The sequence below is a fragment of the Burkholderia sp. BCC0322 genome (genome assembly GCF_902833045.1).
GTDB lineage: Bacteria > Pseudomonadota > Gammaproteobacteria > Burkholderiales > Burkholderiaceae > Burkholderia.
Window position 1 is genome coordinate 551,911 of sequence record NZ_CADFDU010000002.1, and the last position, 22,795, is coordinate 574,705.

A 22,795-nucleotide genomic window follows, 5' to 3' on the forward strand; every position below is an offset into this window, starting at 1 on the left:
GCGGCCGGTTCGGCCGCCATTGTTAGATGTGGAGCGAGGGTTCATGTCCGACCTGTTTCAAGTCGAGCCGCGCCGCCCGCTCGCCGAGGCGCTGCGGCCGAAGACGCTCGCCGAGGTGATCGGCCAGACGCATTTGCTGGGCGAAGGCAAGCCGTTGCGGCTCGCGTTCGAATCGGGCAAGCCGCATTCGATGATCCTGTGGGGGCCGCCCGGCGTCGGCAAGACGACGCTCGCGCGCCTCACGGCGCTCGCGTTCGACTGCGAGTTCATTGCGCTGTCCGCTGTGCTCGGCGGCGTGAAGGACATCCGCGAGTCGATGGAGCAGGCCAAGGACACGCTGAACCGCACCGGCCGCCACACGATCCTGTTCGTCGACGAGATCCACCGCTTCAACAAGGGGCAGCAGGACGCGTTGCTGCCGTTCGTCGAGTCGGGGCTCGTGACCTTCATTGGCGCGACGACCGAGAATCCGAGCTTCGAGGTCAACTCGGCCTTGCTGTCGCGTGCGCAGGTGTACGTGCTGAAGTCGCTGGACGACGACGAGATGCGCCAGTTGCTGAAGCGCGCGCAGGAAATCGCGCTCGATGGCCTTTCGTTCGACGACAAGGCGATCGATACGCTGGTCGGCTATGCGGACGGCGACGCGCGGCGCTTCCTGAACCTGCTCGAGCAGGCGCAGACGGCGGCCACGTCGGCCGGCACCGCGACGATCGACGCCGAATTCGTCAGCAGCGCGATGACGCTGAACGCGCGGCGCTTCGACAAGGGCGGCGACAACTTCTACGACCAGATCTCGGCGCTGCACAAGTCGGTACGCGGTTCGAGCCCGGACGGTGCGCTGTACTGGTTCTGCCGGATGATCGACGGCGGCGCGGATCCGAAGTATCTCGCGCGGCGGATCGTGCGGATGGCGTGGGAAGACATCGGCCTCGCCGATCCGCGCGCGCTGCAGATGGCGAACGACGCGGCCGAAACCTACGAGCGGCTCGGCTCGCCTGAAGGCGAGCTTGCGCTCGGGCAGGCGGTGATCTATCTCGCGTGCGCGGCGAAGAGCAACGCGGGCTACAACGCATTCAACCAGGCGATGGCGTTCGTGAAGCAGGACAAGTCGCGCGAGGTGCCCGTGCATCTGCGCAACGCACCGACCAAGCTGATGAAGGAACTCGGCTACGGCCACGCTTACCGTTACGCTCACGACGAGCCGAATGCGTATGCGGCCGGCGAGACGTACCTGCCGGACGGGATGCGCGAACCGCGCTGGTACAAGCCGGTGCCGCGCGGGCTCGAATCGAAGATCGCCGACAAGCTCGCGTGGCTGCGCGAACTCGACCGCGAGGCCGGCAAGAAGGACTGACGGGCAGGCGCACGGTGCGGTCAGGCCGGCGCCGTCGCGAACGCGTCAGCGCTTGCGGCCCGGCTGCTTCTTCCAGTAGTCGAACGGCTCCTCGTGGCATTCGATGTCGAGCTCGGCGACCCGCGCATGCAGGCGCTCCTGCGCATCGGCGATCGCGAGGTTGTAGATCGCGGGTGCGATCTCCTCGACGAAGAAGTGCAGCAGCGCGCCGGCCTGGATATTGCCGATCGGCTCGTCCATGTTTTCTGTGAAATAGCGTTGCAGCGACGCGATTGCGCGGTCGCGTACGTCCTTGTCCAGTTCGATGGCCATCGGGTTCCTTGAGTAGCGGTGACGTGTGGCGGGTGTCTCGTTCGATGCGCTGCCGCGGGCGCGCACGGGTGTTTCGCGATCCGCGGCGCGCCGATGCCGTGCGATTTCGCGGGTGCCGGCGGGCGGACCGGCAATGCGATACTGCCATGGCCGTCGCACCACGGTCATCGCCCGTTTGCAGCATTGTCCGTTCGGCCAGTGCCGTGGCGGCCCCGCGGTGCGTTAGAATTCCCGTCTTACACAACGATTCTCCAAGTCCTCCCATGCTCGACATCCAGTTGCTGCGCAAAGACCTCGACGGCGTCGCCCAGCGCCTCGCCGATCGCGGCTACACCCTCGACATCGCCGCGTTCTCCGCCCTCGAAGCGGAACGCCGCGCGATCCAGACCCGTACCGAAGAGCTCCAGGCGCGCCGCAACAGCCTGTCGAAGCAGATCGGCGCGATGAAGGGGAAGGGCGAGGACACGTCGGCCGTGATGGCCGAGGTCGGCGGGATCGGCGATGAAATGAAGGCGTCGGAAGCCAAGCTCGGCGAGATCCAGGCGCGCCTGTCCGACCTGATGCTGGGCATGCCGAACGTCGCGCATGAAAGCGTGCCGGTCGGCAAGGACGAAGCCGACAACGTCGAGGTGCGCCGCTGGGGCACGCCGCGCCAGTTCGATTTCGAGGTGAAGGATCACGTCGACGTCGGCACGCCGCTCGGCCTCGATTTCGAGACCGGCGCGAAGCTCGCCGGCGCACGCTTCACGATGCTGCGCGGCTCGATCGCGCGCCTGCACCGCGCGCTCGCGCAGTTCATGATCGACACGCACACGCAGCAGCACGGCTACACCGAGACGTATACGCCGTACATCGTGAACCCCGAGATCCTGTACGGCACGGGCCAGCTGCCGAAGTTCGCGGACGACATGTTCCGCGTCGAGAAGGGCGGCGAGGAGAACAAGGTCACGCAATACCTGATCTCCACGTCGGAAATTTCGCTGACGAACACCGTGCGCGAGTCGATCGTCGACGCCTCCGCACTGCCGATCAAGCTGACCGCGCATTCCCCGTGCTTCCGCTCGGAAGCCGGTTCGTACGGCCGCGACACGCGCGGGATGATCCGCCAGCACCAGTTCGACAAGGTCGAGATGGTGCAGGTCGTCGCGCCGGAAGCGTCGTACGCGGCGCTCGACGAGATGGTCGGTCATGCGGAAGCGATCCTGCAGAAGCTCGGCCTGCCGTACCGTGTGATCACGCTGTGCACGGGCGACATGGGCTTCTCGGCCGCGAAGACGTTCGACCTCGAGGTGTGGCTGCCCGCGCAGAACACCTATCGCGAGATCTCGAGCTGCTCGAACACCGAAGCGTTCCAGGCGCGCCGGATGCAGGCGCGTTTCCGCAACGCGCAGGGCAAGCCCGAGCTCGTGCATACGCTGAACGGTTCGGGTCTCGCAGTCGGCCGCACGCTCGTCGCGGTGCTGGAGAACTACCAGAACGCGGACGGCTCGGTCACCGTGCCGGAAGTGCTGCGTCCGTACATGGGCGGCATCGAGCGCATCGACGCGCCGGCACAGGCGTCGTAAGCGCGCGCTTCGGCAAGCGCCTCGAGTCCTCGCAAAAAATTTTGAAAAAAGGGCTTGTGCGTTTCGAAGAGATCGTTCTATAATCTTTTCTTTCGCGGAAACGACCAGCCGCGAAATGCAGTAAAGCAGCAAGGAAGGAGAGGTGGCAGAGTGGTCGAATGTACCTGACTCGAAATCAGGCGTACGGTTTCCCCGTACCGTGGGTTCGAATCCCACCCTCTCCGCCAAAATACGAAGCCCCTTGATCCGGAAGGATCAAGGGGTTTTTCGTTTTAGGCTTGCGGTGCGTGTGTCGTGTCGCAAGCCATTGCAGCGGCAACAGCTCGACCATCGACACATCGGATCGTGCTGATACGATGCGACTCACTGCGTGCATGATCGTGCCGCGGCCTCGATGCAGTTGCGCTGAACGGCATCCACCCCAATCCGATGACGAACCGAGTGTCGAAAGTCCTGACGGGCATAACGCTGCTGACTGCCGTCATTGCCGTCGTGGACATCCTCGGCGCGCACGGCATCGGCATGGCGCTGGCGCTCGGTAACGCGGCGTATTTCGCGGGGTTGGCAGGATGCGTGGCCATCGCAGTTGCGGCGGTATTGATCGTGCTGTCGCACACATCGCGCTATCGCGAGCGCGCGCTCGCCTGGCGATGGCGTGAGTTGGCGCTCGCGTTGCTTTGCATCGTGACGATCGCCGCCTTCAGCCAGGCGATCGTGGTACTCGACTACTTGTGCGTGGCGCTCGCCCCGCCGTCGATCGAAGCCGATCTCGTCCGGTTCGATGCGTTGCTCGGCTTTCACTGGCCCGACCTGTATCGCTGGGTGAGGGCCCATGCCGAGTGGCAGCGCGTGCTGGCGTTCGCGTATCACGGCAGCATCGTGCAGCTGATCGCCGTCCCGTTCATTCTCTCGACCGCACGGCGACATGACGACCTCGCCGAATTCATGGCGCTGTTCGCATTTGCGTTGCTTGTCGTTGTCGTCGTCTCGACGCCGTTTCCCGCGCAAAGCGCATTCGTCCATTTCGGTATCGCGGATGCAGACACCGCGTCGACCGTGTCTCACTACGACCTGCTGCGCAGCGGGCAGCTTCGGCGGTTCAACCTGTCCGAATCGCAGGGGCTCGTGTCGTTGCCGTCGTTCCACGTGATGCTGGCGCTGCTGTTCGCGTATGCGGTCCGACATGTCCGTTACGTGTTTCCCGCATCGATCGTGCTGAATGCCGCGATGATCGTGTCGACGCCGACGCAGGGCGGCCATTACCTGGCCGACGTGATCGCCGGGATCGCATTCGGCGTGCTGTCGATCGTTGTCGTGCACCGCTGGATGGCGGGCCCGCGCAGGGCCGCGACCACCGCGCCGAGCGCGACGCATCCGACCTGATGACCGGATGCGCGGCCGGCCTTTTCGCACGCGTCCGGTCTTTACCGATTTCTTCAGCTTTAAGCGCGCGCTTCCGGCGCCGTTAACACGGTGCGGCGGCCGGCGCTCGTGCCGAGCCGCGTCGCTCCCCGTCGATTCAAGGTCCCATGAAGCTGAGCTACAAGATTCCCCTTGCATTCGCCGTCGCGCTGCTGCTGATGTTCTGTGGCGCGCTGTACGGTATCCATATTCTCAATCGGTCGATCGATACGTTCGCCGAAGACGTGCAGACGAACGTCGGCAACGAACGGCTCGTGTCGGCCACGCTTGTGCAGTTCAAACTGCAAGTGCAGGAATGGAAGGACACGTTGTTGCGCGGCAAGCAGCCCGACAAGCTCGACCGGTATTGGCAGGCGTTCCAGACGCGCGAGCGGACGGTCGATACGCTCGCCGCGCAACTCGTTCATCAGTTGCCGCCCGGCGAGAGCCGCTCGCTCGTCGAGCAGTTCATGCGCGCACACACGGCGATGGGTGAAGGTTACCGGCGCGGCTTCGACGCGTTCAAGGCCGCAGGCTTCGAGCCGTCGGCCGGCGATGCCGCGGTGGCGGGCGTGGACCGCGAACCGGCGGCGCTGCTGGAGCGCGCCGCGAAGTCGATCGCCGACGAGAGTGCCGCCGTGTCGGCGCAGGCGAGCCGCGACGCGCAGCACGCCACCACCGCGAGCCTCGTGCTGATGCTGGTCGTGCTCGGCGTCGCGATGGTCGGCGCGTTCCTGTTCAGCCGCGCGATCCTGCGTCCGCTCGACCGTGCGGTGGCGTGCGCGCAGGCCGTCGCCGAAGGCGACCTGACCCGTGACGTCGAAGCGGCCGGCCGCGATGAGATCGCCGATCTGCTGCGCGCGTTGCAGACGATGCAGGCGAGCCTGTCGGGCGTCGTGCTCGAAGTGCGTACGCACGCCGAAGCCGTCGCGACGGCGAGCGCACAGATCGCATCGGGCAATCATGACCTGTCGGCGCGTACCGAGGCGCAGGCTGCGTCGCTCGAGGAGACGGCCGCCAGCATGACCGAACTCACGGGCATCGTCCGCCAGTCGGCCGAGCACGCGCAGCACGCGGCGCAGCTTGCGCGCGACGCGTCGAATATCGCGTCCGCGGGCGGTGGCGTGATGACGGATGCCGTCCACACGATGAACGGCATCGCCGACAGCGCGGCAAAGGTCGGCGAAATCATCGCGGTGATCGACGGCATCGCGTTCCAGACCAACATCCTCGCGCTGAACGCGGCGGTCGAGGCGGCGCGCGCGGGCGAACAGGGGCGTGGTTTCGCGGTCGTCGCGGCGGAAGTGCGTACGCTCGCGCAGCGGAGCGCCGCCGCCGCCAAGGAGATCAAGGGGCTCATCGAGCAGTCGACGAAGCGGGTCGACGAGGGCGCCGTGCTGATCGGCCGCGCGGGCGAATCGATTCACGAGATCGTCGGCGCGGTGCAGCGCGTCACGACGATCGTCGGCGAGATCTCGTCTGCGTCGCAGGAGCAGAGCGGCGGCATCCAGCAGGTGAACGTCGCAGTCACGCAGATGGACGAAGCGACGCAGCGCAACGCGGCACTCGTCGAGCAGGCCACGGCCGCGACGCAGGCGCTGGCCGAGCAGGCGAGCGCGCTGCGGCATGCGGTGGCGGTGTTCAGGCTGCCGGAAATGGCGTGACGGCTGCGCCGCCGCGCCGGACGTCGACGGAGCCGGGATGCGGCGCGGCACCGGCTTTGAGCGGCGCGTCGGCGCCAGTCTCCACCGGCCCTTCCCCCACGATCACGCCGCGGCCGGATATTGCGCGAGCACCCTGTCTCGGATCGACGGCTTGATGTTCGATTGCGCCATGTTGCCGCCATAGTGCGCGACGACGCGCGGATTCATCACGCGATACCAGAGCGGCGGCACATAGGCGAACAGGATCATCGTCGCGTAGCCGGCCGGCAGTTGCGGCGAATCGTCGAAGTGACGCAGCGCTTGATACGAGCGCGTCGGATTCGCGTGATGGTCGGCGTGCCGCTGCAACTGGTACAGGAACAGGTTGGTGACGACGTGATTGCTGTTCCACGAATGCTGCGGCGTGCAGCGTTCGTAGCGGCCGCTCGGCAGCTTGCGGCGGCCGAGCCCGTAATGTTCGACGTAGTTCACGACTTCGAGCAGCGACGCGCCGTAGACGGCCTGGATCACGAGGAACGGAATCACGACCTTGCCGGCCAGCGCGATCGCGATGCCCCATACGACGACGGTCATCGCCCACGCGTGCAGCACCTCGTTGCGCCAGGTCCACGGCGAATGCCCGAGCCGTTCGAGGCGGGCCTTTTCCAGCCGCCACGCCGAGCGGATGCTGCCGGTCACGGTGCGCGGCAGGAATGCCCAGAACGATTCGCCGTAGCGCGCGCTCGCCGGATCCTCGGCCGTCGCGACGCGCACGTGGTGCCCACGGTTGTGCTCGACGTAGAAGTGGCCGTATGCGACCGGCGCGAGCGTGATCTTCGCGAGCCAACGCTCGAAGCGGTTGGTCTTGTGCCCGAGTTCGTGCGCGGTATTGATCGAGATGCCCGTCGCGGCGCCGAGCGACAGCGCGAAGCCGACGTAGTCGTACCACGCGAGCGCGTGCGTGCCGACGATCCATACGCACACGAAGAACGCGACGTATTCGACGAGGGTCGCGAGATAGACGATCAACCGGTAGTAGCGCTCCTGTTCGAGGTGCGGCACGACGTCCTCGGGCGGGTTGTCGCGATCGTCGCCGATCAGCGTGTCGAGGACCGGGATCACGCCGAACGCGAACAGCGGGCCGAACCACCAGAACACGTGCAGGCCCGTCGACAGCGCGAGCTGGGCGGCGAGGATCGGCAGCGTGATCGTCAGCGCGCCGAGCAGCCACAGGTAACGCTTGCCATCCGTCCAGCCCGAAGCCGATCCGTCGATGATTGCCATTGTCTCCCTCCTGTCGGCGGGCCCGCGGGCGGCCGCCTGTACGGTTGTTCGAATTCTCGTCAATCCGCGACGCACGCACGGTAGTGCCGGATCGTCACCCGGTTCTGCCTGTTATACGACCCATGAGCACGCTTGCCAAACTCCGGCACTAGGCACGCGGCTCCAAACGGAGGAGCGCGTGCGGCGCAGTCAGGGATGGGCCCGCGCAAGCTGATTGAAACATGCCGGAATCGCCGGATCGACCTGCACGGGCGGCCGGTTCGTCAGACGGATCGGGTGCCATGACGCGTGCGGGTGTCGATGCCAGTGGGTCGCAACAAATGGTGCGACGCAATATAAGGAGGGCGGCAGGTTCCCGCGAGACATGTTTTCGGGTTGCCAATCTTACGGATCGTGACGACTTCCGCGCTGAATTCCGGAGGGCCCGACGGGCAACTGCCGCATGTCGCAAGGCGACAGGCGTCATGCGTCGAATGAAGCCGTCGCAACCGTCTTTCAGCGGCATGCATCGACATGGCGATGCTGCACTTGCACACCAGCTGCCCGCATGGCCGCGGGCGGTGCATGCTGCCTTTCGATTCGCGCCGCCATTTGAAAATAACGATTTGACTCATGCCCCGCTTTCGGTTGAAGCTAGTAGCTTGCTGTCCGAAGGGGGCTGTGCCTGCATGAGTTCGACCTTGACCGTTCGTCGTATCGTTGCCGACCAGGGCGGCGTGTATCGCGAACTGCGCGCCGCATCGCTGCGCGAGCCCTATGCGCCCGGCGAAGCGCCGGAAGCCGAATTGCTGAACGTCGAAACGGACGCGGCGTCGGCGATTGCCGCGCAGCGCGCCGTGTCCGACGAGTCGACGACTTTCCTGCTGTATACCGAAGGCCATCCGGCCGGCATGATCGGCGCGTATTTCGACAATACGCCCGATCGGCGTGCGTTCGTCAGCGAGCTGTGGGTGGCGCACGCGGTGCGTCATCTGCGCGGCGGCGTGCTGCTGCTGGAGACGGCCACTGCGTGGCTCGCCGAGCGTGGCGCCCAGGACGTCTACGCCTGGATTGCCGATGCGAACCGCAACGCGATCCGCTTCTACGAGCGTGCGGGTTTCGGCAACACCGGCGAACACGCGCCGATCGCGCGCATGCCCGGCGCGATGAAATCGCTGTACGTGTCGCAGATGAAGCGCTAACGTGACGTCGGAGCGCGGGTTGCGTGGCGTGTCAGGATCCGGTCGCCCGCTTGTCTGCCCGCCTGCCGGTTGCGCGCCCGCCCGGGCCGCCGCTACCCGGTTTCCCAAAAATGATGGCCGCACGCGTGGACGCCTGTAAAATACGCAAAAAATTTTTGCAGAGTGTCCATGTCGCTTAAAAAATCGCCATTCTTCGAGCTGCGCAGCGGATCGGTCGATACGTTGCTGTTCACCGTGAAGACGACCGATCTCGATGCGTTGCGTACCGAACTGGTCAAGCGCTTCGAAGCGACTCCCGAGTTTTTCGCCGACGATGTCGTCGTGATCGACGTCCGCCGCCTGGCTGACGGCGAACGCGTCGCGCTGGCGGACATCCGCCAGATGCTGAACGACGTGCGGATGCGCCCGGTGGGCGTGGTCGCGCTGGCAACGCAGGGCTGGGCGGGGGAAGCCGGCCTGCCGCTGCTCGAGGCGCGCGATCGCCGCGCGCCGGCCGCGAAGCACGCCGACGACGCGGAACCGGCGCCGGCGCCCGTCGCCGAAGCTGCCGCCGCTCCGGCAGCCGAAGCGGCGCAGGAGCCCGCACAGACGCTGTTGCACTCGGGTGGCCAGACGCTCGTGATCGACCGGCCGTTGCGTTCGGGGCAGCAGATTTACGCGAAAGGAGACCTCGTGGTGCTCGCGCCGGTCAGTCACGGCGCGGAGATCATCGCGGAAGGCAATATCCACATCTACGCGCCGTTGCGCGGCCGCGCACTCGCGGGCGTGCACGGCAATCACGACGCGCGCATTTTCTGCACGTGTCTCGAGCCGGAACTGATTTCGATCGCGGGTATCTATCGAACAACCGAGAACCCGTTGCCCGCCGAAGTACTGGGCAAATCGGTGCAGATCCGGCTCGAAGAGGAAAAACTGATGATCGAACCGCTGCGGCTGACGTAATACACGCGGTGCGCTCCGGATCGATCGGCTCTCATTGACGAACACAGGGTATTGGGTAAATGGCAAAAATCATCGTGGTGACCTCGGGCAAGGGCGGCGTGGGCAAGACGACGACGAGCGCGAGCTTTGCGTCCGGTCTCGCGCTGCGCGGCCACAAGACGGCCGTCATCGACTTCGACGTCGGCCTGCGCAACCTCGATCTCATCATGGGCTGCGAGCGCCGCGTGGTGTACGACCTCGTGAACGTGATCCAGGGCGAAGCGAACCTGAACCAGGCGCTGATCAAGGACAAGAAGTGCGAGAACCTGTTCATCCTGCCGGCATCGCAGACGCGCGACAAGGATGCGCTGACGCGCGAAGGTGTCGAGAAGGTGCTGAACGACCTCGCCGCGATGGATTTCGAATACATCGTCTGCGATTCGCCGGCCGGTATCGAGGCAGGTGCGCTGCACGCGATGTACTTCGCCGATGAAGCGCTGATCGTCACGAACCCGGAAGTGTCGTCGGTGCGTGACTCGGATCGCATTCTCGGCATCCTGTCGTCGAAGACGAAGCGCGCGACCGAAGGCAAGGATCCGATCAAGGAGCACCTGCTGATCACGCGCTACAGCCCGAAGCGCGTCAGCGAAGGCGAGATGCTGTCGCTCGAGGACATCAGCGAGATCCTGCGCATCAAGCTGATCGGCGTGGTGCCCGAGTCGGAAGCCGTGCTGCATGCATCGAACCAGGGTCTGCCGGCCGTGCATATCGACGGCACCGACGTTGCGGAAGCGTACAAGGACGTCGTCGCGCGTTTCCTCGGCGAAGACAAGCCGCTGCGCTTCACCGATTACCAGAAGCCGGGCCTGCTGCAGCGCCTCTTCGGCAGCAAGTAACGGAGGCCGCCCATGTCCATCCTTTCGTTTCTCCTCGGCGAGAAGAAGAAGTCCGCATCGGTCGCGAAGGAGCGCCTGCAGCTCATCATCGCGCACGAGCGCGTCGGCGGCCGGCCGCCGGCCGATTACCTGCCGGCGCTGCAGAAGGAGCTGGTCGCGGTCATCTCGAAGTACGTTCAAATTTCGAACGATGACATCCGCGTGAGCCTCGAGCGCCAGGACGATCTCGAAGTCCTCGAAGTGAAGATCGAGATCCCGCAAGCCTGACCATTGCCGGTATCCCACCGCACGGCGGCACGCGCCGCCGTGCGCGTCTTACGCCCTGTTGCACTTTCGGGCATGCCGTAACACGGTGTCTGTCGGCCGTTACCGCGCCTCCCGCATTGAACGAATACGCTCGCGTAACTTGTTCAACCAGGAGGTTGTGATGGCTGTCTCTACTGCTCAACGTCGTATCGTTTCGCTCGCATTGATTGCTGCGAGCCTGTCAGCCGTCGTCGCGCCGCTTGCCGCGCACGCAGACGAGATTCTCGTGGGCGCGCCCATGGTCGTGCCGCAGGGTCGCGTGGTCGTCGCCGAGCCGGTCGCCGTGCGCACCGAGGAAATCGTCGTCGTCGCGCCGAATGCGCCGCCGCCGGTGCGCTACGAGGTCGTCCCGGCCTCGCGCGTCGGCTATGTGTGGGATCGTGGGCACTGGCACTGGGATCATGGCCGCTACGTGTGGATCGGCGGCCACTGGGAAGCCGAGCGCGTCGGCATGCAATGGGTGCCGGGCCATTGGGACCAGCGCGGTCCGAACTGGTTCTGGACCCGTGGCCACTGGGCCTGATGGAGGCGGGCGATGAAAAGAACCGCAATCGCCATTGCGCTCGTCGCGATCACGCTGGCCGGGTGCGTCGTCGTGCCGGCGCGGCCCGTGTACTACCGGCCGGCACCCGTCGTGATCTACTGAGCGTCGCGCGGGCCGGGCTGTGCCGGGCCGTTCGTCCCGGCCTCGGCCGGCTCGTCGTCGTGCGGTGCCGGTGCGTGCGCTGCGCCTTCGATCGGCACGGCGGTGGCCGGCGCTTCGCTGTTTTCGTCGCGCAGCGTGTCGAGCGGATCGGCGGGCGCTGCGGCCGCATCCTGCGGCTCGGTGACGCCGGTTGCCACCGTCGCGCTCGCCGCGGTTGCAGCGGCCGGTTCCGCGGCCGCGACGGGCGGCGCGAGATAGCGCAGGGCGAGTGTTTCGTAGAGCGGCGGCGCGAAAAAGCGCGAGACGCGGCTCGACACCAACGCGGTGGCCATCAGCGAAATCACGAGCGCGTGACCGTTGATCATCTCCATCACGATCACGAACGACGTGATCGGCGACTGCGTGACGGCCGCCATGTAGCCGACCATCGCGAGCGCGATCAGCATGGGCAGGCTCATGTTGCTGAACACGAGGTGCAACAGGTTGCCGAACCCGGCGCCGATCGACAGCGACGGCGCGAAGATCCCGCCCGGGATGCCCGGCAGGTACGACGCGACCATCGAGATCATCTTCAGGAACGGATAGAACACCGACAGATGCTGGCTGCCGTCGAGCAGGCCGCGCGCTTCGGCATAGCCGCTGCCGAAGGTCGTGCCGCCCGATACGAGGCCGACGACGGCGATCGCGAAGCCGCACAGCGCGGCGAACGTGATCGGCCGCTCGCGGTACAGGCCAAGCAGTTGCGCGGGCAGCCAGCGTCCCGTATTGAGCAGCAGCCAGCAGAACAGGCCGCCTGCGATCCCCGTCACGATCGCGGTGACCAGCACGGCGAGCGCGAGCAGTTTCGGGAAATGGGGGCCGGCATCGATCGTGCCGAAATACGTGTAGTTGCCGTTCAGGCCGAGTGCGACGACACCGGCGAGGATGATCGCCGTGATCAGCACGCCGCTGGCGCGCGCGGAGAAGCTGCGCGTCAGCTCCTCGATCGCGAACACGATCCCGGCGAGCGGCGTATTGAACGCGGCCGACAGCCCGGCCGCCGCGCCGGCGAGCACCAGTTGGCGTTCGATCTGCGCGTTCGAGCGCGGGTAGAAGCGTCGCAGGTTGAACATCAGCGCCGCGCCGACCTGCACGGTCGGCCCTTCGCGGCCGATCGTGAAGCCGCCCAGGATGCCGAGGAACGAGACCAGCACCTTGCCGAACAGGATGCGCAGCGTCAGCAGCCGGGAGCCGAATGCGCTCGGGCGCGCATGCAGTGTCGCGATTACCTGCGGGATGCCGCTGCCCTCGGCGCCGCGGAAGAAGCGGCGCGTGATCCATACCGACACCGCGGCGATGGCCGGCGTCAGCAGCAGCGGCAGCCACGCGGCGTGATCGCGCATCGTGCGGAAGGTTTCGTAGCCCCAGTCGATCAGTCGCGCGTAGAGTACGGCCGTGAGGCCGACGACGATCGCGCCGAGCCAGAAAACGCCGTACTGGCGCCAGATCCTCATCGAACGACGGGTGAGGGCGGGGAACAGGGCGGGAAGGGCGGGGCGTGGCATCGACGCGGGCCGGTAGGCAAAGACCAGATTATAAAAAGAACCGGATGCGGACGGGGTGCGAGAATGTTCCTGAAAGGAGATGCATTTTGTTGCAAAAGTAATTTTCACGTAATGTTTGCGCATGTAACCATCGTTAGCATGCCAAATTGGCCGGTCTATCCCCACACATCGTGAAACGTATCCTCATCGTGAAAGTGACGTCGCTCGGCGACGTCGTCCAGACACTGCCCGTCGTTGCCGATCTGCATCGCGCCTTTCCCGGCGTAACGGTCGACTGGGCGGTGGACGAATCGTGCGCGGAGGTGGTGCGCTGGCATCCGGGCGTCAGCCGTGTCCTTTGCGCGCCGCTGCGCCGCTTCAAGAAGCTGCGCAATCGCGGCGACCTGAAGGCGATCACGGCGTCGATCCGCGCGCTGCGGGCGCACCGCTACGATGCGGTGATCGACCTGCACGGCGTCTACAAGAGCGCGATCATTTCGGCGCTCGCGCGCGGCGCGCGCCGCGTCGGCTACCAGACGCAGGATCTCGGCGAAACGGGGGCACGCTTCGCGTATTCGCATCGTTTCGGCCCGCGGCCGGACTGCGACGCCTGGCACGGGATGCGCGTGAGCGCCGGCGAGGCACTCGGCTATGTGCCCGAGGGCATCGCCACGTACGGCATCGTCCCGCCGCAGGACGTGAACCTGCCGGCGGCCGTGATCGATGGCGCACCGTTCATGCTGCTGTTCCATGCAACGTCCAACCCCGACAAGAAATGGCCGGCCGACCGCTGGGCCGCGCTCGCCACGCAGATGATGGCGCGCGGCGTACGCGTGCTGTTGCCGTGGGGATCGCCTGCCGAGCACGACGATGCGCATGACATCGCCGCGCGCGCGCCGGGGGCGGTCGTGCTGCCCGCGATGACGGTGCGCGAGCTTGGCGCGGCGCTCGGCCGGGCTGCGCTCGTGGTGGGGGTCGATACGGGGTTCGTGCACATGGCGCACGCGCTGCAGCGGCCGACCGTGATGATTTTCGTCGCGACGTCGCGGCACCATTGCGGTATCGGTGGCGCGTCTAATGCACTGTCGATCGGCGAGCCTGGGGCGATGCCGTCCGTCGACGAAGCGCTGGATGCGATCGATGCGGTCGGTCCGGCCTACGGCGCGCTGCGCGCGCGGCTGACCGCCTGACGAAGCGAGGCGCGCCGGTTCAGGCGAGCAACGCCTCGACCGTGACGACGGCGGCAATCGCCGCCAGGTTCGCCAGCAGCGCCTCGAATACGAGGCCGCGCCAGGTCTTCGGCCGGAAGCGCAGTGCGAGCAGTAGCGCGCCACCCAGCGCAAGCGCGAGGATCAGGACGAGATCGGCATTGCCGAGGCGGATGTTCATGGCGGCGGCTCCTTCGAGGCGGAATCCCGGGGGCGCGCCGCGGCGCGCCCAGGATCGAGTATAGGCAGCGCCGGCCACCGCACAACCCGGGGCGCCCCGGAGTCTCAGACGAGCGATGCGTCGCGCGTTTCACGCATCAGCAGCACACCGATCAGGCTGATTGCCGCCGCAACCGATACATAACCGCCGACCCACGACAGCCCGCCGCGCGCTGCCAGCAGTTGCGCGATATACGGCGCGATCGACGCACCGAGGATCCCGCCGAGGTTGTACGCGACGCCCGCGCCCGTATAGCGGACGTTGGTCGGGAACAGTTCCGGCAGCAGCGCGCCCATCGGCGCGAACGTCACGCCCATCAGGAACAGCTCGATCGTCAGGAACAGCGCGACGAGCGGCATCGAGCCGCTACCGAGCAGCGGCTCCATCGCAAAACCCGACAGCAGCGCGGCGATCGCGCCCACGACCAGCACCGGTTTGCGGCCGAAGCGGTCGGATGCCCACGCGGACAGCGGCGTCGCGAGTCCCATGAACACGACCGCGAAACACAGCAGGCCGAGGAAACTCTGGCGCGGAATATGCAGCGCCGACACGCCATACGACAGCGAGAACACCGTCGAGATGTAGAACAGCGTGTAGCAGACGACCATTGCAAGCGCACCGAGCAGCGTCGGCTGCCAGTGTTGCGTGATCAGTGTCGCGACCGGCACGCGCACGCGCTCGTTGCGATCGAGTGCGGCCTGGAACGCGGGCGTTTCGGTTATCTTGAGCCGCACGTACAGGCCGAGCGCGACGAGCACCGCACTGACCAGGAACGGAATGCGCCAGCCCCAACTGCGGAACTGCTCGTCCGACAGCGACAGCGCGAGCGCGAAGAACAGGCCATTCGACATCAGGAAGCCGACCGACGGCCCGAGCTGCGGAAACATCCCGAACCAGCCGCGCTTGCCCTGCGGCGCGTGCTCGGTCGCGAGCAGCGCGGCGCCGCCCCATTCGCCGCCGAGGCCGATCCCCTGGCCGAAGCGCAGCACGCACAGCAGCACCGGCGCGAGCGTGCCGATCGCGTCGTAGCCGGGCACGAAGCCGATCGCGGTGGTGGACACGCCCATCACGAGCAGCGATGCGACGAGCGTCGATTTGCGGCCGATGCGGTCGCCGAAGTGCCCGAACAGGAACGACCCGATCGGGCGTGCAATGAACGCGATACCGAACGTCACGAACGCGGACAGCGCCTGTGCGGTCGCGGAGCCGTGCGGGAAGAACACGGGGCCGATGACGAGCGCGGCGGCCGTTGCGTACACGTAGAAATCGTAGAACTCGATCGCGGTGCCGATGAAGCTCGCGAACACGATGCGCCGGTGGCTGACGGCGCCGGCCGAACCGGTTGCGTGTGCAACGGCCGGGGGGGATGCGGACATGGATGTCTCCGTTTTGTCGTTGGGGCGGTCGGCTGGGCGTGCGGTCGGGCAGGCGGACGCCTGCCGGGGGCAGCCGAGCGGATGATGCGGTGGCGGCGTGGACGCGCGCCGTGGCGCGGACGTCACCCGCCGGTCGACGATGGAGACGGGTACGTCGCCGCCGCCCGGTGCCGGCGTGGTCGGCTCGCGTGCCGGATGGGGCGCGCGAACGCGCGCGGCGTGGTGGTCGCGCGATTGCGGAAAATTATAGCCAGCGCCGCCGCGCACCGGCAATCGCGGTGCGGCGACCGGTCAGTCGATCGATTGCGCCTGCGCCGACGCGGTGCTTTGCAACTGGAAGTGGCCGTCGTCGTTGAAGAGCCAGCCTTCCATCAATTCGAGCCGGCCGTTGCCGTCGAGCAGTCGCGACGGTGGTGGCGGCAGCGGCGCCGAGCGGCGCAGCGACGCGAGCGCGAGTGCTTCCGCTTCGCTGTCGCCATTGCTGCGATAGACGGACGCGTTGACGAGCCGGCCGCTGCCATCGACGGTGAAGGCCACGACGACGAGCGAGCGGAGCATGGCTTGTGGTGTGCCGTGCAGCATCCCGGAGGGATTGCGTTCGGCGACACGCAGCGCGACTTCGACGCGGTACTGGTCGAGGCTGCCGCTGCGGGTGATCGACGGAATCGTCAGGACCGAGCGCAGTGACGGAGGCGGCGTGATCGTGCACGCCGCGAGCATGGCGACGACGGCCAGCGCAACTGCACGCAGCCGGTCGACGCGCGGACGGGAAAGGGGGCGCATGGGAGGCTAGCCAGAAGTGACTATAAAAAAATGATAGGCGCACGGACGCGAGCCGATATCGGGAGAAACGCATAATGCGCGATGCCGGATGATGCGATCGCTGATGACGAGAAGGCGTGCGCTTGCGCATCGCGATGTGACGCGACATGTGACAGCACGCTCGCGTGGCTGCCTTCCGTGTGCGGCCCTGCGTGCGTGTTGCACGGTTGAAAGAAAGGCGAGGAACGCGAGTGGCGCGCAGGCACGTGACGATCGTCCGGCCGCCCGCGCACGCTTCAGCGATGCGTGCCGCCTGGTTCAGAAGCCGTGCGTGACGAGCGACAGGATCGACAGGTCGGGATGCGTGCCGTCGATGATGCTCTTGCCGATGTGCACGGCTTCGTGGACGGCTTCATCGAGGCTCGCGAAGCTTTCCTCGCCGTCCGCGTGGAACGGCACCGCGTGACCGGGCAATGCGGGATTCGCGCCCGGATGGCACACGTAGCCGGTGTAGGTGTAGCGCGTGTCGCTACCGGGCACGACGGCCGGCATGACATGGACCTCGAAGCCTTCGTAATCGACGTGTTCCGCCGGTGTCGACAGTTCGGTCATGGCGATCTCCGTGTACCGCCCGCAGGGGTGGCGCGCGCGGCATCGAGTACGCGGCGGCGGTCGTGTCGCCGTGTTGATCGAATTCTAGGTGATCGAACGGCCGGCCGGGAGGCTTCCAGCGCGATGCGGCCCGACGATGGGCCCGCTGCCCGCGCCCGTGGGTCTGGTACCGCTCGGGACCCGGCACGAACGCACGTGCCGTTTCGTCGGACGGGTTCGCGCGCGGCGCTGCATCATTGTTTGCAGCGCGCGTCCTTGCGTTGCACGACGATGATCACCGGGTATTTCTGGCCGTGGTCGAGTTCCACACGCGCGACGACGGTCAGCGTCGCCGGATCGGAATCGTCGTACACGCTGACCTGTTCGTTCCGGAGGTAGGTCACACCGGTGCAGTTCGACGTGCGTCCGTCGTCCCCGACTTTGCACTGGAGGTCGTTGTCCTTCAGGTAGTTGTAGGGCGACGGACTTGCAAGGTATTCGCTCAGGCCGCGCGGCGAGCCGCCGACGCCGGTCACGTAGGCAATCGCGCACGACGCGTGCGTATCGCTGCCGGAGGTGGTGTCCGCTGTCGCCTGCGTGCTGACGGCAACCAGCAGCGCGGCGAGCGCCGAGACGATGAAGGGCTTCATGACGTGGTTTTCCCGTTTCGCGAATCGGAGCGCCGGATTGTAACGGCATCCGGCGCGATGCGTCGGAACGTGAGGGACGGGTGTGTGCGGGCCAACAAAAAACCCCGTCATTCGGTGAATGGACGGGGTTTGGCGAATTTCCTGGCGGAAGCGGTGAGATTCGAACTCACGGACAGTTTCCCGTCGCCGGTTTTCAAGACCGGTGCCTTAAACCGCTCGGCCACGCTTCCACACGAGGCGGCATTGTAACCGAAATGCCGCGAGGTTCATTCCTTCAATCGTCGCGCAGGAACAATTCCTGCAGGTCGTTGAGGAAACGCTGGCCGAGCGGTGTCGGTGCGATCTGCGCGAAATCGCGCGCGATCAGGCCGCGTCGTTCCGCTTCCTGCAGCGCCGGTTCGATCGTGCTCATCGGCAGGCCCGTGCGTTCGGCGAAGCTGTGCACGGGGAAACCCTCGACGAGCCGCAGTGTGTTCAGCATGAACTCGAACGGCAGGTCGCGCGCGCCGACTTCACGTTCTTCCTGTACGGCCGCGCCGGCCATCGCCTGCTCGATGAAGGTTGCCGGGTGCTTGTAGCGTGCCTGCCGCAGGATCCGGTTCGGGAACGACAGCTTCGTGTGGGCGCCCGCACCGATCCCGAGATAGTCGCCGAAGCGCCAGTAGTTCAGGTTGTGCTTGCACTGATGATTCGGCCTGGCATACGCGGAAACTTCGTAGCGTCCGTAACCGGCCTCGGCCGTGCGCGCGTGAATCCATTCCTGCATGTCGGCCGATGCGTCGTCGTCGGGCACGACCGGCGGGAACTTCGCGAACAGCGTATTCGGCTCGAGCGTCAGGTGATACAGCGACAGATGCGGTGGCGCGTACGACAGCGCGGTCTCGATGTCGGTACGGCATTCGTCGAGCGTCTGGTTCGGCAGCGCGAACATCAGGTCGAGGTTGAAGTTGTCGAAGTTCTTCGCGGCGATCTCGACGGCCGCGCGTGCCTGCGTGGTGTCGTGAATCCGGCCTAGCGCCTTCAGGTGCGTTTCGTTGAAGCTCTGGATGCCGACCGACAGGCGATTCACGCCGCTCGCGCGGAACTGCGCGAACTTCGCGGCCTCGAACGTGCCCGGATTCGCCTCGAGCGTGATCTCGGCATCGGCGTCGAGCGGCAGCAGCGCCCGCACGTCGGACAGCATCCGTTCGAGGCCGGCCGCCGACAGCAGGCTCGGCGTCCCGCCGCCGATGAATACCGTATGCACCTGCCGGCCCCACACGAGCGGTAGCGCCTGCTCGAGATCGGCGCGCAGCGCGTCGAGATATTCGGTTTCCGGAAACCGCTCGCCCTTCCACTCGTGCGAATTGAAATCGCAGTACGGGCACTTGCGCACGCACCACGGGAAATGCACATACAGCGCGAGCGGCGGCAGCGACGTGAGCCGCACCTGGCCGGGCGACGTGAAGGTCGCGACGACGCGCGCGCCGGTTTCCGCGGCCTGGCTCATGCAACCTCCGTTGGCGAACGGGTATCGAGCGCGCTCATGCTTCCTCCGCGAGCCGCGCCAGCAGCGCCTTCAGCGCCAGCGCGCGATGGCTGTGCGTGTTCTTCACGGCCGGCTCGAGTTCGGCGGCCGTCGCGCCGAGCGACGGCAGGTAGAAATACGGGTCGTAGCCGAATCCGTGCTCGCCGCGCGGCGTATCGACGATCTCGCCCGCCCAGCGCCCTTCGGCGAACAGCGGTTCGGGGTCGTCCGCATGGCGTACGAGCGCGAGCACGCAGCAATAGTATGCGCGCCGGTCGTCGACGCCGTGCAGCTGCTCGACGAGATACGCGTTGTTCGCCGCGTCGCCCTTGTCGCGGCCCGCGCGTTGCGCGTAGCGCGCCGAATAGACGCCCGGGGCGCCGCGCAGCACGCGCACGCACAGCCCCGAATCGTCGGCGATTGCCGGCAGCCCGGTGAGCCGCGCCGCATGGCGCGCCTTCGTCAGCGCGTTCTCGATGAAGGTGCCGAACGGCTCTTCCGCTTCCGGCACGGCAAGGTCGCCCTGCGGGACGATCTCGATGCCGACCGTCGAGAACAGCGCGGTGAATTCGCGCAGCTTGCCGGCGTTGTTCGACGCGAGAACGATGCGCGACAGCGGCGCGATGGTGTGGTCGTCCGGCATGTCAGGCGCCCAGCACGTCTTTCTGGAGCTGCACGAGCTCGGCGATCCCGCCTTGCGCGAGGTCGAGCAGCGCGTTCATCTCGGCGCGCGAGAACGGCACGCCTTCGGCCGTGCCCTGAACTTCGACGAAACCGCCGGCGCCCGTCATCACGACGTTCATGTCGGTGTCGCACCGCGAATCTTCCGCGTAATCGAGGTCGAGTACGGGGGCGCCTTCGTACACGCCGACCGAGATCGCGGCGACGTGGTCGGTGATCGGCGAGCGCGTGAGCTTGCCGGCCGCGATCAGCGTCGACACGGCGTCGTGTGCGGCGACGAACGCGCCGGTGATGCTCGCCGTGCGGGTGCCGCCGTCGGCCTGGATCACGTCGCAGTCGATGTGGATCGTGCGCGGGCCGAGCGCCTCGAGGTCGAACACCGCGCGCAGCGCGCGGCCGATCAGGCGCTGAATTTCCTGCGTGCGGCCGGTCTGCTTGCCGCGGGCGGCTTCGCGGTCGCTGCGCGTGTGCGTCGCGCGCGGCAGCATCCCGTATTCGGCGGTCAGCCAGCCTTGCCCGCGGTCGCGCAGGAAGTCGGGGACGCGTTCGGAGACGCTCGCGGTGCAGAGCACCTTGGTGTCGCCGAATTCGACCAGCACCGAGCCTTCGGCATGTTTCGTGTAGTGGCGCGTAAGGGCGACCTTGCGGAGTGCGTCGGCGCGGCGGCCGCTCGGGCGGGAAACGGAGGACGTCATGTGGGAATCGCGGAACGAGAGGAAACCCCGATTTTAGCGCCGAACGGCGGGCGTGCCCGGCGGGGTGGTCCGCAAAAATGGGATAATGCGCGCTTCCCGCCCCGCGCTTTCCGATGCGCCGGGCGCCTCGACATATCCCGCCCGCGAGGGCACCCAGACGGCGAGACGAACCATGATCTACAGCATGACGGGCTACGCGAGCGCGACGCGCGAACTCGCGACGGCCACCGGCAACGGCGGCACCAGCGTGTCGGTCGAACTGCGCACCGTGAACTCGCGCTTCCTCGACCTGAATTTCCGGATGCCGGACGACGTGCGTGCGTGCGAACCCGCGCTGCGCGAAATGCTGATGAACAAGCTGTCGCGCGGCAAGGTCGACATCCGCATCAACCTGCAGCGCGGTGAGCAGAGCATCGGCGCAGGCGCGCTGAACCAGTCCGCGCTCGGCCAGCTCGCCGAGCTCGAGCGCTCGGTGCTCGACACGTTCCCGGGCGTCGGCCGCCTGCGCGCGGGCGAGATCCTGCGCTGGCCCGGCGTGATCGCCGAGAGCGGCGTGTCGGCGGAGGCGATCCGCGACGCGGTACTCGCGTGCGGCAAGGAAGCGATCGGCGAGCTCGTCGTCGTGCGCTCGCGCGAAGGCGCACAGCTGGCGACGATGCTGCTGACGAACGTCACCGAGATGGAAGCGATCGTCGCACGCATCACGCCGCTCGTGCCGGAGCTGATCGCGAAGCACCAGCAGAAGATCGTCGAACGGTTGCAGGAGGCGCTCGGCATCGCGGCGCCCGAAGGCAGCTCGACGATCGTCACGCGCGAGGAAGCCGCGGAGCGCATTCGTCAGGAAGTGACGATGTACGGGATCCGGATCGACATCGCGGAAGAGCTGTCGCGGCTCACCGCGCACCTGAACGAAACGCGCCATGTGATCGAGAAGGGCGGCCGCGTCGGCAAGCGTCTCGACTTCATGATGCAGGAACTGAATCGCGAAGCGAACACGCTCGGCTCGAAGGCGGCGGCGAAGGAACTTGCCGACGCGTCGATGGCGCTCAAGCTGCTGATCGAGCAGATGCGCGAGCAAGTGCAAAACCTGGAGTAAAGCAACATGACGGAATCTACTCGCGACGCGCACGCGTCGCATTCGCTGCACGGCGGCGTCTATCCCGGCAACCTGTTCATGGTCGTCGCGCCGTCGGGTGCCGGCAAGTCGACGCTCGTGAATGCGCTGCTGTCGAAGGACAGCGACATCTGCCTGTCGATCTCGTACACGACGCGCAAGCCGCGCCCGGGCGAGCAGGACGGCCAGCACTATCACTTCACGACGGTCGAGGATTTCCGCGCGCGTCACGCGGCGCACGAGTTCCTAGAGAGCGCGGAAGTGCACGGCAACTACTACGGCACGTCGCGCGTCTGGATCGAAGAGCAGATGCAGAACGGCCACGACGTGCTGCTCGAGATCGACTGGCAGGGCGCGCTGCAGGTGAAGAAACAGTTCCGCAACGCGGTCGGCATCTTCATCCTGCCGCCGTCGCTCGACGCGCTCGAGGAGCGCCTGAAGAAGCGCGGCCAGGACGAGCCGAACGTGATCACGCGCCGCCTGCTTGCCGCCGGCAGCGAGATCGCGCACGCGTCCGAAGCGGAATACGTGGTGATCAACGAGAATTTCGAGCGTGCGCTCGCGGAACTCGAATGCATCGTTGCGGCCACGCGCCTGCGCTTTGCTTCGCAGTACGCGCGACACACGGAGTTGTTCATCGAGCTCGGCATCCATCTGCCCCACGCGGAATGACGCGGGGGACGAGGGACATAAGGTAGAATAAGCACTATATTCAGAAGGAATTACCAACATGGCTCGCATTACCGTCGAAGACTGCCTGAAGCAAATCCCGAACCGCTTCGAACTGGCGCTCGCCGCCACCTATCGCGCGCGGCAGCTCGCGCAAGGCCATACGCCGAAGATCGAAAGCCGCGACAAGCCGACCGTCGTCGCGCTGCGCGAAATCGCTGCCGGCCAGGTCGGCGTCGAGATGCTGAAGAAGGTGCCGGTGTAACGCGCATCCGGCCCGTTCCAGCCAT

General features: G+C 66.4%; 24 protein-coding genes and 2 tRNA genes. 14 read left to right on the forward strand and 12 right to left on the reverse strand.

Features of this window, described 5'->3' with window-relative positions; all coding sequences use genetic code 11:
• The first annotated feature begins 43 nt into the window (after positions 1 to 43).
• Positions 44 to 1,354: a replication-associated recombination protein A gene (locus HWX39_RS08565; protein WP_089445121.1), complete on the forward strand. Its 1,311-nt coding sequence runs from the start codon at positions 44 to 46 to the stop codon at positions 1,352 to 1,354.
• 45 nt (positions 1,355 to 1,399) lie between these two features.
• Here HWX39_RS08565 and HWX39_RS08570 read toward each other — a convergent pair whose 3' ends face one another.
• On the reverse strand, positions 1,400 to 1,666 hold the full coding sequence (locus HWX39_RS08570; RefSeq protein ID WP_114176381.1) for a DUF2164 domain-containing protein: 267 nt from the start codon (positions 1,664 to 1,666) through the stop codon (positions 1,400 to 1,402).
• A gap of 263 nt (positions 1,667 to 1,929) precedes the next feature.
• Here HWX39_RS08570 and serS point away from each other — a divergent pair, with 263 nt between their 5' ends.
• From serS to HWX39_RS08590, 4 genes are all read left to right on the forward strand, one after another.
• Entirely contained in the window at positions 1,930 to 3,231 is a 1,302-nt protein-coding gene (gene serS / locus HWX39_RS08575; RefSeq protein WP_175967017.1) for a serine--tRNA ligase, read from the forward strand.
• Between the two features lie 136 nt (positions 3,232 to 3,367).
• Positions 3,368 to 3,458: transfer RNA gene (locus HWX39_RS08580), tRNA-Ser, on the forward strand.
• A 214-nt stretch (positions 3,459 to 3,672) separates the two neighbouring features.
• On the forward strand, positions 3,673 to 4,614 hold the full coding sequence (locus HWX39_RS08585; RefSeq protein WP_244134953.1) for a phosphatase PAP2 family protein: 942 nt from the start codon (positions 3,673 to 3,675) through the stop codon (positions 4,612 to 4,614).
• Between the two features lie 146 nt (positions 4,615 to 4,760).
• The gene (locus HWX39_RS08590; RefSeq protein ID WP_175967019.1) at positions 4,761 to 6,296 is read left to right on the forward strand and encodes a methyl-accepting chemotaxis protein; all 1,536 of its coding nucleotides are present in this window, start codon (positions 4,761 to 4,763) and stop codon (positions 6,294 to 6,296) included.
• A 102-nt stretch (positions 6,297 to 6,398) separates the two neighbouring features.
• Here HWX39_RS08590 and HWX39_RS08595 read toward each other — a convergent pair whose 3' ends face one another.
• A complete protein-coding gene (locus HWX39_RS08595) occupies positions 6,399 to 7,559 on the reverse strand; it encodes an alkane 1-monooxygenase (RefSeq protein WP_175967021.1) in 1,161 nt (386 codons plus the stop codon).
• A gap of 668 nt (positions 7,560 to 8,227) precedes the next feature.
• On the opposite strand from HWX39_RS08595, the gene HWX39_RS08600 reads away from it, so the two are divergent.
• From HWX39_RS08600 to HWX39_RS08620, 5 genes are all read left to right on the forward strand, one after another.
• The gene (locus HWX39_RS08600) at positions 8,228 to 8,740 is read left to right on the forward strand and encodes a GNAT family N-acetyltransferase (RefSeq protein WP_175967023.1); all 513 of its coding nucleotides are present in this window, start codon (positions 8,228 to 8,230) and stop codon (positions 8,738 to 8,740) included.
• A 168-nt stretch (positions 8,741 to 8,908) separates the two neighbouring features.
• Positions 8,909 to 9,682, forward strand: a complete 774-nt coding sequence (gene minC / locus HWX39_RS08605; protein ID WP_175967025.1) for a septum site-determining protein MinC — start codon at positions 8,909 to 8,911, stop codon at positions 9,680 to 9,682.
• A gap of 59 nt (positions 9,683 to 9,741) precedes the next feature.
• Positions 9,742 to 10,557 (forward strand): septum site-determining protein MinD, encoded by an 816-nt coding sequence (gene minD / locus HWX39_RS08610; RefSeq protein WP_042978309.1) that lies wholly within the window; start codon positions 9,742 to 9,744, stop codon positions 10,555 to 10,557.
• Between the two features lie 12 nt (positions 10,558 to 10,569).
• Positions 10,570 to 10,824, forward strand: a complete 255-nt coding sequence (minE, locus tag HWX39_RS08615) for a cell division topological specificity factor MinE (RefSeq protein WP_006400798.1) — start codon at positions 10,570 to 10,572, stop codon at positions 10,822 to 10,824.
• 160 nt (positions 10,825 to 10,984) lie between these two features.
• Complete coding sequence (locus HWX39_RS08620) at positions 10,985 to 11,386, forward strand: YXWGXW repeat-containing protein (protein WP_175967027.1); 402 nt, start codon at positions 10,985 to 10,987, stop codon at positions 11,384 to 11,386.
• 116 nt (positions 11,387 to 11,502) lie between these two features.
• On the opposite strand, the gene HWX39_RS08625 is transcribed toward HWX39_RS08620, so the two are convergent.
• A complete protein-coding gene (locus HWX39_RS08625; RefSeq protein ID WP_175967029.1) occupies positions 11,503 to 13,053 on the reverse strand; it encodes a chloride channel protein in 1,551 nt (516 codons plus the stop codon).
• 170 nt (positions 13,054 to 13,223) lie between these two features.
• On the opposite strand from HWX39_RS08625, the gene waaC reads away from it, so the two are divergent.
• Positions 13,224 to 14,222: a lipopolysaccharide heptosyltransferase I gene (waaC, locus tag HWX39_RS08630; protein WP_175967032.1), complete on the forward strand. Its 999-nt coding sequence runs from the start codon at positions 13,224 to 13,226 to the stop codon at positions 14,220 to 14,222.
• Positions 14,223 to 14,241: 19 nt separating this feature from the next.
• Here the strand turns inward: waaC and HWX39_RS08635 are convergent, their stop codons facing one another.
• The 9 genes from HWX39_RS08635 to rph form a co-directional block, all read right to left on the reverse strand.
• Positions 14,242 to 14,421: a hypothetical protein gene (locus HWX39_RS08635; RefSeq protein WP_021164136.1), complete on the reverse strand. Its 180-nt coding sequence runs from the start codon at positions 14,419 to 14,421 to the stop codon at positions 14,242 to 14,244.
• Between the two features lie 104 nt (positions 14,422 to 14,525).
• Positions 14,526 to 15,836 (reverse strand): MFS transporter, encoded by a 1,311-nt coding sequence (locus tag HWX39_RS08640; RefSeq protein ID WP_175967034.1) that lies wholly within the window; start codon positions 15,834 to 15,836, stop codon positions 14,526 to 14,528.
• Between the two features lie 291 nt (positions 15,837 to 16,127).
• Positions 16,128 to 16,619, reverse strand: coding sequence for an energy transducer TonB (locus HWX39_RS08645; RefSeq protein ID WP_175967036.1), 492 nt, complete (start codon positions 16,617 to 16,619; stop codon positions 16,128 to 16,130).
• 297 nt (positions 16,620 to 16,916) lie between these two features.
• Positions 16,917 to 17,210 carry a hypothetical protein gene (locus HWX39_RS08650; RefSeq protein WP_175967038.1) on the reverse strand — a complete coding sequence of 98 codons (294 nt, stop codon included), beginning with the start codon at positions 17,208 to 17,210 and terminating at the stop codon, positions 16,917 to 16,919.
• Between the two features lie 233 nt (positions 17,211 to 17,443).
• Positions 17,444 to 17,839, reverse strand: a complete 396-nt coding sequence (locus HWX39_RS08655; protein ID WP_175967040.1) for a hypothetical protein — start codon at positions 17,837 to 17,839, stop codon at positions 17,444 to 17,446.
• A 142-nt stretch (positions 17,840 to 17,981) separates the two neighbouring features.
• A tRNA-Ser gene (locus tag HWX39_RS08660) sits at positions 17,982 to 18,069 on the reverse strand.
• A 44-nt stretch (positions 18,070 to 18,113) separates the two neighbouring features.
• Positions 18,114 to 19,328, reverse strand: a complete 1,215-nt coding sequence (gene hemW / locus HWX39_RS08665; protein ID WP_175967042.1) for a radical SAM family heme chaperone HemW — start codon at positions 19,326 to 19,328, stop codon at positions 18,114 to 18,116.
• A gap of 34 nt (positions 19,329 to 19,362) precedes the next feature.
• A complete protein-coding gene (gene rdgB, locus HWX39_RS08670; protein WP_175967044.1) occupies positions 19,363 to 19,989 on the reverse strand; it encodes an RdgB/HAM1 family non-canonical purine NTP pyrophosphatase in 627 nt (208 codons plus the stop codon).
• A 1-nt stretch (position 19,990) separates the two neighbouring features.
• Positions 19,991 to 20,722 (reverse strand): ribonuclease PH, encoded by a 732-nt coding sequence (gene rph, locus HWX39_RS08675; protein ID WP_175967047.1) that lies wholly within the window; start codon positions 20,720 to 20,722, stop codon positions 19,991 to 19,993.
• A 172-nt stretch (positions 20,723 to 20,894) separates the two neighbouring features.
• Between rph and HWX39_RS08680 the strand changes: the two genes are divergently transcribed.
• The 3 genes from HWX39_RS08680 to rpoZ are packed head-to-tail and all read left to right on the forward strand — an operon-like array spanning position 20,895 to position 22,770.
• The gene (locus HWX39_RS08680; RefSeq protein ID WP_175951626.1) at positions 20,895 to 21,818 is read left to right on the forward strand and encodes a YicC/YloC family endoribonuclease; all 924 of its coding nucleotides are present in this window, start codon (positions 20,895 to 20,897) and stop codon (positions 21,816 to 21,818) included.
• 6 nt (positions 21,819 to 21,824) lie between these two features.
• A complete protein-coding gene (gene gmk / locus HWX39_RS08685; protein ID WP_175967049.1) occupies positions 21,825 to 22,508 on the forward strand; it encodes a guanylate kinase in 684 nt (227 codons plus the stop codon).
• A 58-nt stretch (positions 22,509 to 22,566) separates the two neighbouring features.
• On the forward strand, positions 22,567 to 22,770 hold the full coding sequence (rpoZ, locus tag HWX39_RS08690) for a DNA-directed RNA polymerase subunit omega (RefSeq protein ID WP_006025620.1): 204 nt from the start codon (positions 22,567 to 22,569) through the stop codon (positions 22,768 to 22,770).
• Positions 22,771 to 22,795 lie beyond the last annotated feature (25 nt).

What these genes read in the sequence shown, in the direction of transcription:
- rdgB (WP_175967044.1), bottom strand. Translation starts at nt 19,989, where the DNA reads ATGCCGGACGACCACACCATCGCGCCGCTGTCGCGCATCGTTCTCGCG.
- HWX39_RS08625 (WP_175967029.1), bottom strand. Translation starts at nt 13,053, where the DNA reads ATGCCACGCCCCGCCCTTCCCGCCCTGTTCCCCGCCCTCACCCGTCGT.
- HWX39_RS08600 (WP_175967023.1), top strand. Translation starts at nt 8,228, where the DNA reads ATGAGTTCGACCTTGACCGTTCGTCGTATCGTTGCCGACCAGGGCGGC.
- minD (WP_042978309.1), top strand. Translation starts at nt 9,742, where the DNA reads ATGGCAAAAATCATCGTGGTGACCTCGGGCAAGGGCGGCGTGGGCAAG.
- HWX39_RS08590 (WP_175967019.1), top strand. Translation starts at nt 4,761, where the DNA reads ATGAAGCTGAGCTACAAGATTCCCCTTGCATTCGCCGTCGCGCTGCTG.
- rph (WP_175967047.1), bottom strand. Translation starts at nt 20,722, where the DNA reads ATGACGTCCTCCGTTTCCCGCCCGAGCGGCCGCCGCGCCGACGCACTC.
- serS (WP_175967017.1), top strand. Translation starts at nt 1,930, where the DNA reads ATGCTCGACATCCAGTTGCTGCGCAAAGACCTCGACGGCGTCGCCCAG.
- HWX39_RS08680 (WP_175951626.1), top strand. Translation starts at nt 20,895, where the DNA reads ATGATCTACAGCATGACGGGCTACGCGAGCGCGACGCGCGAACTCGCG.
- HWX39_RS08635 (WP_021164136.1), bottom strand. Translation starts at nt 14,421, where the DNA reads ATGAACATCCGCCTCGGCAATGCCGATCTCGTCCTGATCCTCGCGCTT.
- rpoZ (WP_006025620.1), top strand. Translation starts at nt 22,567, where the DNA reads ATGGCTCGCATTACCGTCGAAGACTGCCTGAAGCAAATCCCGAACCGC.
- minE (WP_006400798.1), top strand. Translation starts at nt 10,570, where the DNA reads ATGTCCATCCTTTCGTTTCTCCTCGGCGAGAAGAAGAAGTCCGCATCG.
- HWX39_RS08595 (WP_175967021.1), bottom strand. Translation starts at nt 7,559, where the DNA reads ATGGCAATCATCGACGGATCGGCTTCGGGCTGGACGGATGGCAAGCGT.
- HWX39_RS08655 (WP_175967040.1), bottom strand. Translation starts at nt 17,839, where the DNA reads ATGAAGCCCTTCATCGTCTCGGCGCTCGCCGCGCTGCTGGTTGCCGTC.
- gmk (WP_175967049.1), top strand. Translation starts at nt 21,825, where the DNA reads ATGACGGAATCTACTCGCGACGCGCACGCGTCGCATTCGCTGCACGGC.
- HWX39_RS08645 (WP_175967036.1), bottom strand. Translation starts at nt 16,619, where the DNA reads ATGCGCCCCCTTTCCCGTCCGCGCGTCGACCGGCTGCGTGCAGTTGCG.
- HWX39_RS08620 (WP_175967027.1), top strand. Translation starts at nt 10,985, where the DNA reads ATGGCTGTCTCTACTGCTCAACGTCGTATCGTTTCGCTCGCATTGATT.
- hemW (WP_175967042.1), bottom strand. Translation starts at nt 19,328, where the DNA reads ATGAGCCAGGCCGCGGAAACCGGCGCGCGCGTCGTCGCGACCTTCACG.
- HWX39_RS08570 (WP_114176381.1), bottom strand. Translation starts at nt 1,666, where the DNA reads ATGGCCATCGAACTGGACAAGGACGTACGCGACCGCGCAATCGCGTCG.
- minC (WP_175967025.1), top strand. Translation starts at nt 8,909, where the DNA reads ATGTCGCTTAAAAAATCGCCATTCTTCGAGCTGCGCAGCGGATCGGTC.
- HWX39_RS08640 (WP_175967034.1), bottom strand. Translation starts at nt 15,836, where the DNA reads ATGTCCGCATCCCCCCCGGCCGTTGCACACGCAACCGGTTCGGCCGGC.
- HWX39_RS08650 (WP_175967038.1), bottom strand. Translation starts at nt 17,210, where the DNA reads ATGACCGAACTGTCGACACCGGCGGAACACGTCGATTACGAAGGCTTC.
- HWX39_RS08565 (WP_089445121.1), top strand. Translation starts at nt 44, where the DNA reads ATGTCCGACCTGTTTCAAGTCGAGCCGCGCCGCCCGCTCGCCGAGGCG.